10 protein-coding genes and 1 pseudogene are annotated in these 17,905 nt (G+C 37.2%); 1 reads left to right on the plus strand and 10 read right to left on the minus strand.

What is annotated here, in order from left to right:
* Positions 1–109: 109 nt before the first annotated feature.
* The 6 genes and pseudogenes from CLV62_RS18320 to CLV62_RS18345 all read right to left on the minus strand — a co-directional run.
* The gene (locus CLV62_RS18320) at positions 110–1,075 is read right to left on the minus strand and encodes a toprim domain-containing protein (RefSeq protein ID WP_110312231.1); all 966 of its coding nucleotides are present in this window, start codon (positions 1,073–1,075) and stop codon (positions 110–112) included.
* A 148-nt stretch (positions 1,076–1,223) separates the two neighbouring features.
* Positions 1,224–2,201 (minus strand): AAA family ATPase, encoded by a 978-nt coding sequence (locus CLV62_RS18325; protein ID WP_110312232.1) that lies wholly within the window; start codon positions 2,199–2,201, stop codon positions 1,224–1,226.
* Positions 2,201–2,503: a DUF3853 family protein gene (locus tag CLV62_RS18330; RefSeq protein ID WP_110312233.1), complete on the minus strand. Its 303-nt coding sequence runs from the start codon at positions 2,501–2,503 to the stop codon at positions 2,201–2,203. The genes CLV62_RS18325 and CLV62_RS18330 overlap by 1 nt, the downstream gene beginning before the upstream one ends.
* 199 nt (positions 2,504–2,702) lie before the next feature.
* The gene (locus CLV62_RS18335) at positions 2,703–3,770 is read right to left on the minus strand and encodes a hypothetical protein (RefSeq protein ID WP_110312234.1); all 1,068 of its coding nucleotides are present in this window, start codon (positions 3,768–3,770) and stop codon (positions 2,703–2,705) included.
* A gap of 21 nt (positions 3,771–3,791) precedes the next feature.
* Positions 3,792–4,856: a PDDEXK nuclease domain-containing protein gene (locus CLV62_RS18340; RefSeq protein WP_110312235.1), complete on the minus strand. Its 1,065-nt coding sequence runs from the start codon at positions 4,854–4,856 to the stop codon at positions 3,792–3,794.
* A 66-nt stretch (positions 4,857–4,922) separates the two neighbouring features.
* Positions 4,923–5,951, minus strand: a pseudogene (locus CLV62_RS18345) (tyrosine-type recombinase/integrase); the annotation flags it as partial.
* A 615-nt stretch (positions 5,952–6,566) separates the two neighbouring features.
* Here CLV62_RS18345 and CLV62_RS18350 point away from each other — a divergent pair.
* Positions 6,567–9,311 carry a GH92 family glycosyl hydrolase gene (locus tag CLV62_RS18350; protein ID WP_110312237.1) on the plus strand — a complete coding sequence of 915 codons (2,745 nt, stop codon included), beginning with the start codon at positions 6,567–6,569 and terminating at the stop codon, positions 9,309–9,311.
* Positions 9,312–9,925: 614 nt separating this feature from the next.
* Here CLV62_RS18350 and CLV62_RS18355 read toward each other — a convergent pair.
* The 4 genes from CLV62_RS18355 to CLV62_RS18370 all read right to left on the minus strand — a co-directional run bounded on the left by CLV62_RS18355 (position 9,926) and on the right by CLV62_RS18370 (position 17,901).
* Positions 9,926–11,032: a DUF4185 domain-containing protein gene (locus CLV62_RS18355; protein WP_110312238.1), complete on the minus strand. Its 1,107-nt coding sequence runs from the start codon at positions 11,030–11,032 to the stop codon at positions 9,926–9,928.
* A gap of 26 nt (positions 11,033–11,058) precedes the next feature.
* Positions 11,059–13,038: a sialate O-acetylesterase gene (locus CLV62_RS18360; protein WP_110312239.1), complete on the minus strand. Its 1,980-nt coding sequence runs from the start codon at positions 13,036–13,038 to the stop codon at positions 11,059–11,061.
* Positions 13,039–13,147: 109 nt separating this feature from the next.
* The gene (locus CLV62_RS18365; RefSeq protein WP_110312240.1) at positions 13,148–14,644 is read right to left on the minus strand and encodes a RagB/SusD family nutrient uptake outer membrane protein; all 1,497 of its coding nucleotides are present in this window, start codon (positions 14,642–14,644) and stop codon (positions 13,148–13,150) included.
* A 134-nt stretch (positions 14,645–14,778) separates the two neighbouring features.
* Positions 14,779–17,901, minus strand: coding sequence for a SusC/RagA family TonB-linked outer membrane protein (locus CLV62_RS18370; RefSeq protein ID WP_110312241.1), 3,123 nt, complete (start codon positions 17,899–17,901; stop codon positions 14,779–14,781).
* Between the last annotated feature and the right edge of the window lie 4 nt (positions 17,902–17,905).

Genomic DNA, 17,905 nt, shown 5'->3' on the forward strand with positions numbered 1-17,905 from the left:
CCCCTTGACTCAGGAGGGCTTTTTTAGTGAGAGTGCAACGGAGCGTTAAGAAAATGCCCTAATGAGCTATGGCTTTTCTTTAAAAGCCCGTTGGGGTAGCTGACGGGAATTACCGCTTGAAACCTCTGGAGGGTTTGCGTATCTGCTCTTCTTTTTGTACTTGCTGTTCTTTCTCTTTTAGCTTGGTTTTACAGAGCCACTCGTTTAGGTCTTTGTAGTTGGCATCATAGTCCGTTGACTTGTCTATGTGTATACAGTTGTGTGTACTACTATATCTGTTGATCTGTTGTGTTGCGTTTTTTCCTGCTTCGTCATTGTCAAGATAGGTATAGACTTTTTGATGGGATGTTATAAAATCGATGGCTTTGGACAGGTTGGATATGGAGTTTAACACGACAACGTCTACTTTTGAGTATTGGATATTTTTCATGGTCAGGTAAGAGAGGTAGTCCATAAAGCCTTCGAAGACTAAATAGGCTTCGGTATGGGTGTCGGCTTTTTTGTAGGTGGTTATATGCTTCGGAGATACTGAGGCTTTGAAAGTAGATTCGTTATTGGATTTATGGCTCAATTCATATCCTCCTTTGTCATTAGGAAATCCTACGGCGAAATAGTTCTTACCCTGTACTTGGTAGTGTATTTCCTTACAATAGAGCTGAGCCACCGCCAAATCAATATGGCGGGATTGGATATAGCCTATCAATGCCGGGTGTGAAATCGGTATTTCCTTTATTACCTGTATAGTTGCATCTTTCTGATCTTGTTTATCAGAACTACTTAAGATATCTTGCTGTTGAAAGGAAAAAGAATTGCTTTCCTTACTTAGATGGCTTAGTACTGCTGATATATTGGGTAGGTTATGTATTGCCATAACAAGGTCTAGGATATTACCTCCTTTACCTGATCCGTGATCGTACCAGACATTTAGTAGGCAGTCCACTTTAAAAGATGGCGTTTCTTCTTTTCGTAAGGGTGAGCTATACCAGTAGTTATTCCCTTGTATCTTCTTTGGTTCAATTCCCTGTGAATAAAGGTAATCTACTATCTTGATTGTTTTTGCTTGTATTGAGTTCATAAATAATTTTGTATTTGAGTGAATAATAGGATAATTGAATACTCTTTTTTCTTTCACCAGCAAAGAGTTTCCAGATGAAAGGACTAGGAAGTAGGTTAGTATGGTTTATTATATATATACCCAAACTAACCTAAACCTGTGTTTGAGATCAATAATAGAAGTTTGGATTGTAGCGATACTGTTTATCTTCGCCTTGAGTAACCATACGCTTATTGGTCAGAAACTGCTTCAGTTGTTTCGCCTTACTTACTCCGAAGGCATAACCTGCATCCGTATAGCATAACCGCAACCTGTCTATAAGCGAAGCATAGGAAAGACTTTCTCCGATAGAAAATACCGCTTCCAATGCTTCTCTGTGTTTTGCTTCCGATACTTCCTTATAATCGAATGCTTTCTTGTTCAGTGGTTGCTGCGGTTGGTCGTTTTCTATCAGTTCAGGCAAACTGTCTTCGTTGATGCGAAAAGCGAAAGGCTCAAAATCCCTGTCACGGATATACATAGAGGCAACAGAACTGATATCCTTGTCCATATCGTCTTTAGTGACTTGCAGAACGGTATGGATATGTATTTGCCGTTCATCCGTCCACTGCATCAGTTTGGTTATAAGGCTTGTCGATTCACTCGGACTGTTAATATCATAGACCAAATCCCGGATACCATCTATAATAACTAACCCCAGATGAGGGATATTATAAATAGCATATTCGATTATAGATAGTCGGGTTTTAGGGTCGCTGCCTCTTAGGCACAGGAATTCCAGTGCATCAGGTTGTTTCTCGGTCGATAAGTCAGCCAATGATAGAATCCGCTTTAATACCCTTTGACAGTGGAACGGGCTTTGTTCAGTATCCACATACAGGACTTTCCGCTTAGCATGGGGGAAATCGGAACGGTAATTCAATACCGTGCCATTTGTTAAAGCCGAAGCTACAATGGCACAGATATTGAATGTCTTTTTGCTCTTGGCTTTCCCTGTGGACGCACTGAAGTTACCCAGAGTACCGATGATTGAATCATCGACTCTAAGTACGACAGGCGGTTGCAAAAACTGATCTGTAACATACAAACGTGATTTTTGCCACAATTCGCAAACAGGGATTGCCTCATTGGCTTTTGACTGTTGCATTACCTCCGTACTCCGCTCTTGCGTCCTGCCAGTTCAATAGCCAGTTCCGAATCGACAATAATCTTTCTGCCGATTTGTGTAATGGCTTTATCTATCTTCCCGCTTTTCTTGATACGGCAAGCGGTGGGAATACTACACCCAAATAGTTTAGAGATACCCGGTATCCCATATACATACTTTTTGGATGTGTCAATTACAGGAGATACAGGAGCATCTTTTACTCCTTCACTTTTTAACAGGCATAACAGTTCTTCTCCTGTCATTTGCCAGATTGGCTTTTCTTTTAACTCATTAATATTCATAACACCTGAAATTTAGAAATTCATGCAATAGGATAGCCGGCCGGTCTATCGTCATGCGATGTCACGAAGTTAATATGAGTTTTTAGGGTAGGTCGGAAATCGTAGTCAAGTCGATTTTCAATAAATGATAATGAGTGATTTACGATAATAATCCCTGATACGAATCCGTAATCTGGTCGTAGTTGAAGTAGTACTTTTGTTAAAATTTGTAATCATAGAACATAACAGGGTATTGATCCAATAGAGGGGTACGTCTGCTTCTCTCAAAGTTCTGACCGATCCTGACAGTGTAACGAGCCTCAAAGAATATTTTGATTTTAGGGTCTTTGTTTGGAAGGAAATACCTGTTTTCTACTAAACCGACTAGAAACGTAACAAGGCTTTTTATATCGACTGTCCTATTATCGTGTTTGGAAATCCAATTCAGATTCTCATCTAAATATTTGTCGGCAATTAGCTTTTGTTCTAATTTTTGGAATCTGAGATACATTTCATCCGACCTGAAAATCATATCGGGTTCTATGATGGGTTTTACTGTTATCGGTGGCTTATTATTTTCTTCCAACTGTTCAGTAATCGGCTTTTCTTCTGGTTCTATATCAGGAGTAGGACTCTCAACCGTTTCTTGTTGTACGGGAAAGTAGCTGTTGATTATTGTCTGAAAGGTGGTGCTTAATTGGTGTATCTTGGCGAATAGATTCTCGGCATACTTGGATGTGTTACTATCAGCTTTTTTCTTCTTCTGATAAAGGATATTAAGTTTCTTTTGTTCTGCTTTGTATCGTTTATTCAGTTCTTCTTCCTCTTTGAATAATCGATCTGTAGCTGCTTGGTTTCCCTTCCAGCTTTCTGCTTCTAAATTACCTCTTAGCTCTTTTAGTTTTTGCCATACGCTATTTGTTTCTTGTAACTGTATTTTAATTTCATGTGGGAACGGATCGGGTCTTTCTGCACAGATATTTGATGTGTCCAATTTATTAAAGAAAGCATTGTTGTTGGTGTATGCTTCAATATTCCTGTCTATTTCTACTCTAAAGCTTTCTATAATCTGTAATTGTTTTTCTTTATCAGTTGTAAGGATAAAGTTTAGAATTGTTTTATCAAAGGTAAGGGTGTCTTTAAACCCGTTATAAAAATCTGTGATAAGACATTGATTATGAAAGTTCAATTTAGACTCATTTATTGTGTCCCAATATAAAGAGTTAACTAACCTGTATTGAGGTAACAGTTCTATCAATACGGATAAAGGTCTTTCAAGTTTTTCCATACCTTATTGTATTATGGGATTTTACTTAAATAGTTCATGTAATTTCCTTTGTAATAGCTTCTTGTCGGGTAGTTGTGTTTTGTACTCCGAAACCATTGTAGGGGATAAATAGCGGCTTAAAGAATATTCAACAACCTCATTATCTTTGCCTTTACATAATAGTATCCCTATGCTCGGATTTTCATTTTCCTTTTTCACATCTCTGTCTAATGCTTCTAAGTAGAAATTCAATTGTCCTAAATGTTCCGGTTTAAATTTCTCGGCTTTCAGCTCAAAGGCAACGAGGCATTGTAGCCCCCTATGATAAAAAAGCAAATCAATATAAAAATCGCTATTACCAACCTGAACCCTGTATTCATCTCCTATAAACAAAAAATCTTTTCCCAATTCGAGTATGAAATTTTTCATTTTGCTTATTAGCCCTTTTTGCAAATCTCCTTCATCGTGAGAGTCAGGCAAGCCTAAGAATTCAAAAACATAGTCGTCTTTAAGATTATTCCTAATATCAGGATATTCATTCTTTATCTTTTGGGGTATATTTGTATTACTTATCATTACCCGTTCAAATGTACTGCTGTCTATTTGGCGGTCTAATTCCTTTACCGTATATCTTTCTTTAATACAAAGCTGTAAGTAGAATTCTCTTTCTTCATCTGATTTTGCTCGGGAGATTAACGCTAAATGATGTGTCCAACTGACTTTTGTTAAAATAGTTTCTTTTATATTATCGAATTGTGTCATCGCCGATGACACAATTTTCACATCCTGATTTTCAGCGATTTGATTTTGTGTCATCGGCGATGTCACAAATGACATGGTACTATATGTTTCATAAAACTGTTTCATCCGATAAAGACCTCTCCGATTAAAGCCTTTTATTTCCGGGTGCTCTTTTTGTATAAAGGATGCTAACTCATCTACAGTTTTATCTCCCCAACTAGCATTGGTCAATTGTTTATTAATATACTTACCAACATTCCAATATAGATTAATCAATTCTGTATTTACAGCTATTAACGCATCGTTCCTAGATTGTTTAATCAACTGGATAATGTCGGAGAATTGTTTTTGCTTATCTAATTGCATATAGTTAAATTGGTTGGATTTGGGCAAGAGCCTCTTGCCCAAATTGTTCTTGTTTTACAAAAATAATCACAATTGGTCGAATTTACTCATTGCATTGGCTTTTATATCATCTGCAATATCTATATAAGGCTTCATCGCCTTATAATCACTATGTCCTGTCCATTTCATAACAACCTGTGCAGGAATACCCAATGATAAAGCATTACATATAAATGTCCTACGACCTGCATGGGTACTTAATAAAGCATATTTAGGAGTAACTTCATCAATTCGTCTGTTTCCTTTATAATAAGTTTCACGAACGGGTTCGTCTATTCCGGCTAGTTCTCCCAATTCTTTCAAATAATCGTTTACTTTTTGAGTTGTAATTACCGGCAGAACTTTGTTGTGCTCGAAGTGAACATCCTTGTACTTTTCAAGTATACCTTTGCTATGGTTATTTAATTCAATAATCAGACTATCTGCTGTTTTCACTGTTGTAACCTCAATATGATTTTCCTTTACATCCGTCCGTTTTAAGTTAAACACATCAGAATATCGAAGTCCGGTAAAACAGCAAAATAAAAATATATCGCGTACTCGCTCCAGATACTTCTTAGTTTCTGGAATAGGATATTCCCTCAGTTTAGAAAGTTCGTTCCATGTTAGGAAAATAACTTTCTTCTGGGTTGTTTTTAGTTTAGGTTTGAATGCATCAAAAGCATTGTTATTATTGTATTCTTTCTTTATAGACCATCGAAGAAACCATTTAACAAATTTAAGTTGTTTCTCTATTGAACTGTTTCTAAAGTCTTTTTTATTTCTAAGATAATTGACATAATCTGTTAATCGGGATTCATCCAGAGATTCAAATGTGAGTTCTGCATCAAATTGGATTAAATGATTTTTTACAGTCTTAAATTTTTTATATGTAGATTCAGTCCAGTTATTTTGTATTCCACATTCTTTTACAAATTCATCAAAAATTGAGAAGAAAGTAAAAGTTGGTATATCCTCTTTTGATCCTTCTTCATTTTGATTCTTCTTATATTTTTTATTAAAAGCATCTTTAATTTGTGTAGTTTCAGGGGTAATTTCTAAAACTTCAAACTCCTTACAGCATACTATGACATCACCCTCCTTATTTTTTGAATATGGACAAGATCAATTGATAATTTGAATAAATCAACATAAATATACTGTATGGAATAATCTCGAGGAAAAGCGGACTAATTCTACTCTAGAATGTTGAAATTGGAAAAGCAGGTTATTTATTCTTGCTACTTCCCTACTCTCTCTCTCTCTCTCTCTTCTTTCACAATTAAAACAGATTCTTATATTTAAATACGGATTCTTAGTGCACATTTTTCTCCTTAGTCGATATTTTTCCTGAAATATTGGTGGCAACCGATATAGTTTGTGGATAAAATAGTTTTACTGATTTTGTCTTTATAAAACATACCTCGCAAGTAATCCTTTTTCTCTTTCTTTTGTCTATCTACACGCAACACAATTCACTAACTACTTATCTAATAAGGAAATAAACAGTGTACATGTTTTAGGTGATGAGAGTTTAGGTAATTGTAAGTTCAGATGGCTTTAAAAAAAATCTCTTTTATTTTTGATATCTGAAATATTATCACTTATTTTGCTTATCTCATAAATGTATGAACATACATAGAATGTTTACTCATTATCTAAAACTATAAAATCATTACTAAAATAAATACTATGAAAAAACAAGCATTACTATTACTATTATTTATAGGATGCTGCTTAAATCTACTTGCAGGACCATACAACATTGCTCCCAAAGCAAAAATAAGTGCATCCTCAGAAAAAGATAGTAATTTCGCAGCAAATAAAGCGATTGATGGCATAATAAGTGTCGATAATCAAAACGAGTGGGTATCTTCAAGCAAACAAACTTCATGGGGTGCAATTGACTATCCCTGGATAAAATTAGAATGGGATGCCGCTCAGAGCATTAATAAAGTTATATTATATGACCGTCCGACTGCAGATAGCCATATAGCCGGAGGAACTTTACACTTTAGCGACGGAACAAGCATATTTGTAAACCAAATTCCTAATAACGGTCATGCAAAAGCAATAGATTTTCCAACAAAAAAAGTGGAGTGGATAAAGTTTGAAGTAACCGACGGAGATGGACTCAATCTGGGTTTGTCTGAAATCGAGGTCTACCCATCACCTGAGAACTATACAGATTATGTGTCGAAGGTAGATCCTTATGTAGAATCTGCACGTGGTCGCTATTTCTTCTTCATTACCGGCAATCAGCCTTTTGGGATGATTAGTGCAGCACCACTCACACGTAACAAGAACCAATACGGAGGCGGATATAATTACAATTCGCTCGAAGTACTGGGATTTCCACAAATACACTGCTGGATGTTATCGGGTATAAGCCTTATGCCTACAACAGGAGCTATTAACCCTACTTTGGGTGAACACAGGTGGAAATCACAATTCTCGCATGATGGTGAGATAGTACAACCCGGATATCACAGGTTATTTTTAGATGATTATGGAATATGGGTTGAACAAACAGCTACCGACAGAGTTAGTTTCTATAAACTTCGTTATACGAAAGATGCTGTTTCGAACTTACTACTTAATTTGGGTGGATATTTAGGTGAGACAACGATGAACGATTGCAGAGTAACAAAAGTAAGCAATACTGAAATCGAAGGATCTGTAAATACAACAGGACGTTTTTGGGGCGGCCCCGATAATGTAAGAATATTTTTTACCATGCGTTTTGATAAACCATTTGAGCAATTGAACGGATGGGATGACAAAGAAGTATCCTCTAATATCTCTACACATAAAGGCGTGAATGAAAAAACGGCAAGAAATGGAGGAGAGAGCTACTACGAAGCTCCAACATCGGGTGTAAGTGCTATTTACAATGTAAAAGCCGGAGACGAAATACAGGTAAAATTCTCAATATCATATACCAGCATCGAAAATGCTCGTCTTAATATGGAAAAAGATGGTAACCAATGGGACTTCGAAGCTGTAAAGAATGCTTCTCAAAAAGAATGGAACGAATGGTTAGGGCGAATTGATGTGAAAGGTGGCAGTAATGAGCAACAAATTAAATTCTACACAGATATTTGGCATACTTTACTTGGACGTCATAAACTGGACGACTATTCGGGTGATTATCCTGATTATACTCAAGGCAAAAGAGTCGGTAATGCAACAATTGGAGCACAGTTAAAAGTACGTACACTTCCTAAAAATGAAGATGGTTCTGTAAAGTTCCACATGTATAATTCAGATGCATTTTGGTTAACTCAATGGAATTTAAACATTCTTTGGGGGTTGGCATGGCCTGAAGTATTGGACGATTTTGCTGCATGCCTTGTTCAATATAACGATAATGGAGGACTGCTGCCTCGTGGTCCTAATGCAGGAGGTTATTCTTACATTATGACTAGTTGTCCTGCAACTAATCTTATTACCAGTGCTTATCAAAAAAACTTACTTACTAAGGTTGATACTGAAAAAGCTTACCAAGCTATGGTGAGTAATCACCGTCCGGGAGGAATGCTAGGTCCTGAAAAAGAAATTCAATACTACATCAACAATGGCTATTATCCTGGAAATGCAGGTATTACACTGGAAGCGGCATTCCAAGATTGGTCATTGGCTCAGATGGCCTACAAAATGAAAAAAAAGAAGGATGCTGAATATTATATGAAACGCTCGCAGGGATGGAGGAAATTGTATAATACTGATCTTGAACTGGTAATCCCTAAAGATGCCAAAGGGAAATGGTTGCACCACGATCCGTTAAGTAATCAAGGATGGATAGAAGCCAATGCATGGCAAGCCACATGGTCTGTTTCGCACGAAATACCTGAACTGGCAAAATTAATGGGTGGCTATGATGCTCTTTGCAAGAAACTAAATTATGCTTTTGAACAATCTGATAAAGATGACTTTGTTTTTGGATATGGAAGCGGATATGTGAGTTATGCAAATCAACCGGGATGTTCCAATGCCCACGTATTTAATCTGGCAAAACAGCCTTGGTTATCGCAGTATTGGGTAAGAAAGGTAGGAGCACAAGCTTATGGAGCTATAACTCCCGACAGAGGCTATGGAGGTCATGATGAAGATCAAGGGCAAATGGGTGGGGTGAGTGCATTAATGGCACTCGGAATATTCAGCCTGGATGGTACGGGTTCTCAAAATCCTGCTTACCAAATAACAAGTCCTGTTTTTGATGAAATAACAATTAAGCTAGATCCGAAATATTATTCCGGCAAAGAATTCAAAATAAAAACTCACAACAACTCGAAAGAAAACTGCTATATCCAGAAAGCAGAGCTCAATACTCAACCATTAAATAAGTATTGGTTTGGACATGACGTATTTGCAGCAGGTGGAAATCTGGAAATCTGGCTTGGAAATAAACCGAATAAGAGCTGGGGGGTAGAATAATAAAAAGATACATCAATCTAATACTATCATTTTTATTTTGTTAAGTCTGTGACGCTTATTTTAAAGTCAACAATTCGCGAACAACTTTTTCAACAAAAAGCAAAGCATCTGAAAAATCAGATGCTTTGCTTTTTGTTGAAATAACTTTTTATATTCGGATATTTTTCTCTTAATAACATTTTCTCTCGAATTCATTCCATTCAAATTCAATGGGTTCAGGGTATTTAAGGACTAACTCAACTTCGATTTTTTTTATAATATCTTCAAAACTTGAGTTATAGATCTCGACAAAATTATCCATTTTATCGACCCACAACTTTTTCATTTTTTCTATTCCGTAATTATTGATAAGGAACTGTACAATATAAGCAGATTGATTGTATCTTATTTTATCATGCTGTTTATCGAAATGATTGACAAGTTAGTCTGCATTTATAAGTTTCTCATTTTGTATAAAGTAAATATATTTTTCTTCAAAAGAAGAATAATCACATTCTGCATCAGGATCAGCATAGGTTGCTAATCCTTAATTTATATAGAGTTATCTTATCGTGTAGATACAAAAAAGAGTTCTGATTTAAAATCAGAACTCTTCATATTTAGAAGTTTCAGCTTTATTCTTTTGTCATATTAGTAATAGGCATCCAGAAAAAGCGAGGTTTATAAACAGATGCTTTTACCCAAACCTTTTCCATATCGTATGTATTGACGTTATAACACATTAATACTTTATCGTTTTTAATGTATTGAGGATGTACCATTGTATTATAAGTCATCATGCTGTCTGCTTCATAGTTTGGTTCATTCACCGTATAGATAAGCTTCTCATTGCCAAAGGGGCCTTGCGGTTTATCGGAAGTAAATGAGTATATATCTTTTACGTTTTTGAAACGATCCTGAGTTACCAGAATATATTTGTCATGTAGTTTTACTACGTTGAACTGTTCCGAAACCGCTTGAGTTACCCCTCCGATCTTTTGCGATTTTTTTGCATCGGTTTGCCAGTTAGTTCCATCCCAGAACTCAAAATTAGCCAGAGCTTTGTTATCCACTACACAACGTGCGACATGTACATCTGCTGCAAATGCTTTGTTATCCGAAAGCGTTCCATAGACATACACATATTTACCATCTTCTAAAACTGCATGCCCGTAATGTACACCATTCTCATTTGCTGCCGGAAAATTTGTCTTGGTTAATACCTTCAACGTTTTAGCATCCAATGTAAAATAATCACAACGCTCATATTCAAAGCCAAACGGTCCGTTTCCTTGTTTGTAAAACTTAGACATGAACAAGTATAATATTCCGTCTTTAACAAATCCATGCCCGGGCCAATACCATGTTGGACCTTTACCTGTTGAGTCTGCCTCTATGTATGATCTTGGTTCTTGAGGTGTTCCTTGAAAATAATTTTTTATTTCTTTATCATCAATAGTCGTAAAGACATTACCCATCATAAATGCCACCGGCTGTTGGCGCACATCATCTACCACATCTCCAAAAAACGAATCGCCCCACATAAACATCGATCTGCCGTCTTTCAAATCTATCGATATGGCTCCGTCGGCACCAGTGACTCCACCACCCAACGGCGGCAGTAATCTTTCACAAAACACAGAATCCATTTCAACTGTTGTATCAATAGCTACTTCTTGTTTGGGACTATTACAACCGACTAACAGGCTCAGTCCCATTGCAAATACAAATACTTGTTTCATAGTTACTTTATTTAGATTTATAAGTATTAAAAATAGACAATATCAGGATCATATACCCTATCGTCAGTTATGCCTTTCCAATTATCCGATCTGTAAGGTAAAACAGGTAAGCTATTTTTTCCATAAAGATTTAACTCTCCCGGATTTTTAGACCATGCATAACGTACCGCCTGAGGATTCTGAACCTTCTCTGAATAAACAGTAATCAGATTTCCATCCTTTTCAGCTATAGCCGGATAGAATTGCTCATCTGCTCCTGCAATAGAGAACCCCTTAATGAATTGTTGGTCATTCAGAATAATAAAATCGCTATCTAATTGAACACTTGCTTTACCTTCAGTAAACCCAACAGTCTTAATTCTCGGATATTCTTTCTCTTTTAGAACTCCATAACTATCGGCTAATGCAAGTTCAGCCAAGCGAAGACCTACATCTTGTTTGTTTTTGGGATGTATATCTTTTTCTTCTCCCAAATCGATAGCTGTTGCCATTTTTACATGAGGCAGTTTTGTTGCAAGGTCTTGCGATTCCCGAAGTTCAGACCAGTCGTTATTATTCCCTGAGGTATCGATAGAATCGTAATTAGCCAATTGCACAAAGTAAAATGGCATTTCGGGTATATTAAACTTCCTTCTCCAATCGGTAATCATTTCAGGAAAGAGATAACGATACTCATAACCTCTACCTGCGTTAGATTCACCCTGATACCAGATCACACCTCTGATCTTTACATTTTCGGCTAAGGGATTAATCATCGAATTATACAAAATTGCAGGATGCGAGAATGGGTTTACATTCACAATATGAGGTACAACGAAATTATCTTTCAAAGGTTCGTCTTTCCTGCAATACCACTGCCCGTTCAATATAGGGGTAGCCCAAAAAGGATGGAAGCTGAAACCGCCATTCCCTTCTACATTCAACACACGTACGACCAATACGTTGTCTTTCTTTTTTAATATATTTTGAGATACGTAGTAATCGCTCCAGTTTTTATCTCCAAAGACTTCTCCCACTGTTACACCATTTACCCAAGTGATATTATAATCTTTGATATAGCTCAAAAAAAGATGGAAATCTCCCTCTTTATAGTCATCGGGCAAATCGAAAGTGGTTTGAAACCAGACCACTCCATCAAACTTATCTAAACCTATATTTGCGTTCTCCCAATATCCTTCAGAGGGCTTGTATGGAGTCCAATCTGAAAAATCTGTCGATGGCAGATACCATTTTTCATCAAAGCCTTTTCCTGTCAGATAATATTCTTTGTCCCAAGTCTTTCTTAATTCTTTGAAATCGGCTTCTATCTGTTTGCGACTTTTATTGTGAGATGTAAACTCCTTATACTCTTTTTCGAACTGGGGGAATTTCTTAATGGCATCGACAGACATCCACGGCTCTAAGCCTGTTCCGCTCCAATCGGAACAAATAATACCAATCGGCACATCAACCTCTTTTCTTATATTCTTCGCAAAGAAATAAGCTGTAGCAGAACATTGCCGTAAATCATTACCCAGAGCTTGTTTCCAATGCCCTCCTTCTACCAAATCCTTTGCAGGAATCATATCGATACTGTTCGGGACAGAATAGAAACGCAAATCCGGGTCTTTGGCATTTTTGATTTCTTCGTCACACCATGGAAAATTTGCCATTTGAAATTCCATATTCGACTGACCGGAACATAGCCAGACATCACCTGCTACCACCTCTTTCAGTTGAACGCTATCTTCTCCCGAATAAACAGATATAGTATAATTTTTATTTAGAGCAAATTCGGGCAGTGTTATCAACCACGAAGAATCTTTTTCGATTTTTGTCTGGAAACCAGCTCCTTCGAAATTGATTTCTACATTGTTTCCGGGTATGCCCTTTCCATATATCTTAACGGGAGCATCCCGTTGCACAATCATATAATCTGAAAACAGGGGAGATAATCTCAGATTGGCAGCAGTTACGGATATCGAAATAAATATGATATAAACTGATAGTATGATTTTTTCTTTCATCTTATCTATACTGATTTTTACAATTCAGGTTTAAATCTGATGCCACTTATAGGAGACTTACAAACAAATTATTTATCTGCAAGTCTCATATTTTGACATCTTCCAGTCATTAATACCCTTCATTCTGAGTAAGAACTCCGTGCGAAAGTTCTCTGTCATACTGAGGTATCGGGAAAAGAAAATGAATACTCTTGGGGGTAGCTTCCGGTTTTGCTGTCTTTATTATATCTATAAACTCTTGCGGTGTACACATTCGGGTAAGATCAAACCAACGACGTCCTTCCATCGAAAACTCAAGACGGTATTCGTTTAACAAGGCTTTCTTAAACCCTGCATAGTCTGACGGCAGTGCATTTGAAGATAATCCTGCTCTGTCTCTTACTACTTTGACAGCAGCTAGAGCTTCGGCATTAGGAGCATGGTTTATCTCGTTCAATGCCTCGGCTTTTATCAAATACATTTCGGCTGTACGTATTGCAGGGAATATGGCATCAGAAGTATTTCCTTTTGGTTCAGCCTGACGATCCCAGTATTTAAAGAAATAAGGCTTTTTGAAGGTTTCGGTAGAGCCATCATCATATACAAAGCTTTTTCTAAGGGTTACATCTTTACGTTTGTCACTGTTAGAAAATGTACTGTACAAATTTTCGGTAGCCGATTCCCATCCTTGTGCATTGTCGGGACCTCCTTTACTTGTATCGAGCTTAGGCAACAGTCTTACCAGGAATTGACCGCCTTTCCAACCTGCACTCAAAGACCCGTTAAAATTTACGCCATAAATAATTTCAGAATTGAATCGGTTCGCAATCTTAAACAAATCGCCATACTCCGTTAACATAGGAAAGTGAGGAATAACCTCATCAGCTTTTTTAGCAGCTAACTGAAAATAGGTATTGTCTTTATGTAAAGCTCCATAAGTCAAATATACACGTGCAAGCAAAGCACTTGCTGATAAAGTATATGGATGCCCACCTCCCATTCTTCCGGCATAGGTAAGATCTTGTTCGGCAATTTTCAAATCAGCAATAATAAACTCATACACCTCATCCCTCGGCGATCTCGGGATATTTTCTTCCTCGCTGGTTTCAACGTCTTTTTTGTGAAGTGGCACATCTCCAAACATACGTACCAAATCGAAATACATCATCGCTCTGAAAAATCGTGCTTCTGCCAAAAGATGTTTTTTCAGATTTGCATCCATTTCGATCGGCGGAACTCTGTCCAGAACCACATTACAGGCTTTGATTGTTTGGTAGAAATCTCGCCATAAACGTTGCACAGGCAGATTATACTGATCGATTTGCATATTATCTACCGATTGATAATCGACACTCGCCAGATTGGTCGTAGCATTGTCTGCAAATAAATCCTGCAACACCCAATAATCGTTGTAAAATACTCCGCCATAATTGCTATCCCATAATCCGCCCGGAGCATATCCGATAATCAGAAAATCGTAGATGGCATTGGTTGCAGATATGGCATGCTGCTGAGTCTTGTAATAACTTTCGGTAGTGATATTACCTTTGGGTTCTTCATCGAGGAAACCCGAACAAGAACTTAATGTGCCTATCAATAAGGCTATTGTAAATAGTATCTTTTTCATAATTCTTTCCTATTAAGTAATTGAAAGTATTTAATGATAAATTCTTTATTTGTAGGGGCAGACCTATGTGTCTGTCCTCTGTGGGTGAACACATAGGTTCACCCCTACACCCTGTAATAAATAGCCCTGCAAGCTTAAAAATTAATTCTTGCTCCGAATTCGAATGATTTTGCCATCGGATAAGATCCGTAATCGGCTCCCATAGACAGGTTGTTGTTCGAGAAACGGCTTACTTCAGGGTCATATCCTGTATAGTTGGTCAATGTATATATATTCTGAACACTCACGTACACAGATAATCCTTCCATAAACAGTTTACGAGCCAATGGCTTAGAAAAATCATAAGTTAAAGCTACATTCTTAACACGCAGGTAAGAACCGTCTTCTACGTAATGATCAGAAAGTACATTTCCGTGAGATTTCATTGTCGCACGAGGATACTTATTAGTAGGATTATCAGGTGTCCAACGATTTAATACTGCCTTAGAATTGTTCTTGTATCCGTCTAAACTCTCTAATGCAAACTTATTGAAGTTGACTATTTCGTTTCCTACTACTCCCTGAAGAAATACAGAAAGATTTAATGCCGAATTATTAGGTAAATTGTATTTAAATGAATTCGTAAATCCAAAAGAAAAATCAGGGTTAGCATTGCCTAGTTCAAATAAATCATCTTCATTTAAAACATTGTCTGAAGTACGGTTTACATATTTACGATCGCCCACCTGTAAGGTTTTTCCGGGGAAAAATGGGATTTTACTTGGGTCTTCACCTTTTTGAACAATACCATCAGTTTTATATCCATAAATTGTACCGATAGGTTTACCTTTTGTTATTTTTGTCCAATAAGTAATACCCAAAATAGGATCTCCTACCAGATTTTCTTTAGAATTAGCTAAATCAGTTATTTTATTCCTATTGAATCCCAATGTAAAATCAGAAGTCCATGTAAAACGCTGATTGGTAACAGGAACAAGATTCAAGGTGAATTCATAACCACTATTCTCCATACTGCCTACATTTTTCATGCTCATATCATATCCACTATGTAATAGATCGGGCATGTAAAGCAATAGATCTTTTGTGTTTTTGTGGTAGTAATCGGCAGTGAATGCGATACGACCATCAAAGAAACCAATGTCAAATCCCAGATTCATTTGAGAAGTAGTCTCCCATTTCAGATCTTTATTTGCTCGTGTAAAAGGAACTTTTCCTTTTATAATCTGAGAGTTACCTATATATGCTTCTGTAGAATATAATAGTCCTTGAGAACTGTAAGGAGGTATACCCTCGTTACCTACAAGACCATAACTGGCTCTTACTTTCAAGTTATTTATAAGACTGATATCTTTCATGAATTTCTCTTCGGATGCTCTCCATGCAACAGCTGCCGATGGGAATGTTCCGAATTTATTATCTTTTCCGAATTTAGATGATCCGTCGATACGACCTGTTAATGTCAAAAGATACCTATTATCATAGTTATAATTGATACGAGCCAGATACGAAAGCATTTGCCATTGAGATATTCCTGATATTGCCAACTGTTTCAATGCTGCTGCACCTAAATCGTGAAACCCGAGTGTTCCATCTTCAAAATCGGCTACGGCAACATTCGAATATTCGGATGTGAATGCTTGCGCTGTCATCCCTGCCAGAACATTGAACGAATGTTTATCGAACGATTTCAGATAAGTGGCTGTATTTTCTGACACCCATGTATACCCGTCTCTGTTAGCTATACTTGCATATCCGTTATTAGACTCAGCTCTTTTCAGCTCTTTAGATGCAAAAGCCTGATCTTTAACATTAAAATAATCTATACCAAAGGTACTTTTAAGAATCAGATCTTTGAATGGTCTAACCTCCACATAGGCATTAGTCAGGAGTTTTAAAGATGTTGTTTTATTCATTGCTTCCAATGCATCTTGCACCGGATTTCCTACATTAGAGGTAGGCGAAGTATTGTTTTCGTAAGTAAATCTGCCGTTGCTGTCTCTTACAGGCAGAGCCGGATTCATTTCCAAAGCCCACGAAGTAACACTCGAAGCAAAAGCTCCTTCCGAATTAGTCACAACTCCGTTCGAACGGCTATAAGTCGTATTGGCATTCAATCCAACCTTTAGATACTTTCCTAATTTTTGTTCAAAGTTAAAACGCAATGTTCCTTTGTCATAATTCGATCCTAAGATAATACCGTCTTGCTTAAGTATATTTGCCGAAGTAAAGTAGGTATTGGTTTCACCTCCACCCGAGACAGAAACATCGTAGCTTTGCATAGGTGCTGTGCGGAATATCTCATCTTGCCAGTTTGTATTTTTCTTAGCCAGATTATTCAAATCCGCAAAAACAGGTCTGCGATCTACTCCGTCATTGTCCGCAGCCTCATTGGCCAGTTCTGCCAATTGTACGGAATTCAGCATATCCATTTTTTTACTCACTTGCTGCAACATATATCTCATGCTAAGAGCAACTTTGGCTTTTCCGCTTTTTCCTTGTTTAGTTGTGATCAAGATTACTCCATTTGCTCCACGTGCTCCATAAATGGAAGTTGCCGATGCGTCTTTAAGTACTTCCAGCGATTCTATATCATTGGGGTTGATACTTGTTAATGGATTCGAGGCAGGATTTTTCAGTCCCCCAGCACTAGTTGCATAGGGATCACTTATAATAGGGACACCATCAACTACATACAATGGTTCGTTGGTTCCATTGATGGAGCTTGTACCTCTGATACGGATTGAAGTAGCTCCTCCCGGTTGACCTGAAGTATTTAAAACTACTACACCAGCAGCTCTTCCTTGAAGCCCCTGATCTAAAGATGTGGTTGACGTGGTTGCCAATTCACTCGATTTAACGCTGGAGATAGAAGCCGTTAAGTCACTTCTTCTTTGTACTCCATAGCCTATAACTACAATTTCATCTACTTCATTAATGTCTTCTTCCATCACTATTTTAAGTGTTGCTGACGACGTTATTTTTTGTTCGATCGATTTATAGCCGATATAGGAAATCTGTAACGTTTTTCCTATCTGTGTGTTTATTCTGAAATTTCCATCTATATCACTCACAGTACCTTCTCTGGTATTCAATACCGATATAGAAGCTCCTATAATTGCCTCTCCGTCTGTATCAACTATAACTCCACTGATATTTATTGTTTTATCTTGCGCGACCAGAATTGTATTAGATGATAAGATGATAGCAAATAGTAAGAACAGAAATTTGATATTCTTTGATAATTGATTGTTTTTCATGTCT

The sequence above is a fragment of the Indolivaga alginatilytica genome, from assembly GCF_003201355.1.
In the GTDB taxonomy this organism is placed as follows: domain Bacteria; phylum Bacteroidota; class Bacteroidia; order Bacteroidales; family Dysgonomonadaceae; genus Dysgonomonas_A; species Dysgonomonas_A alginatilytica.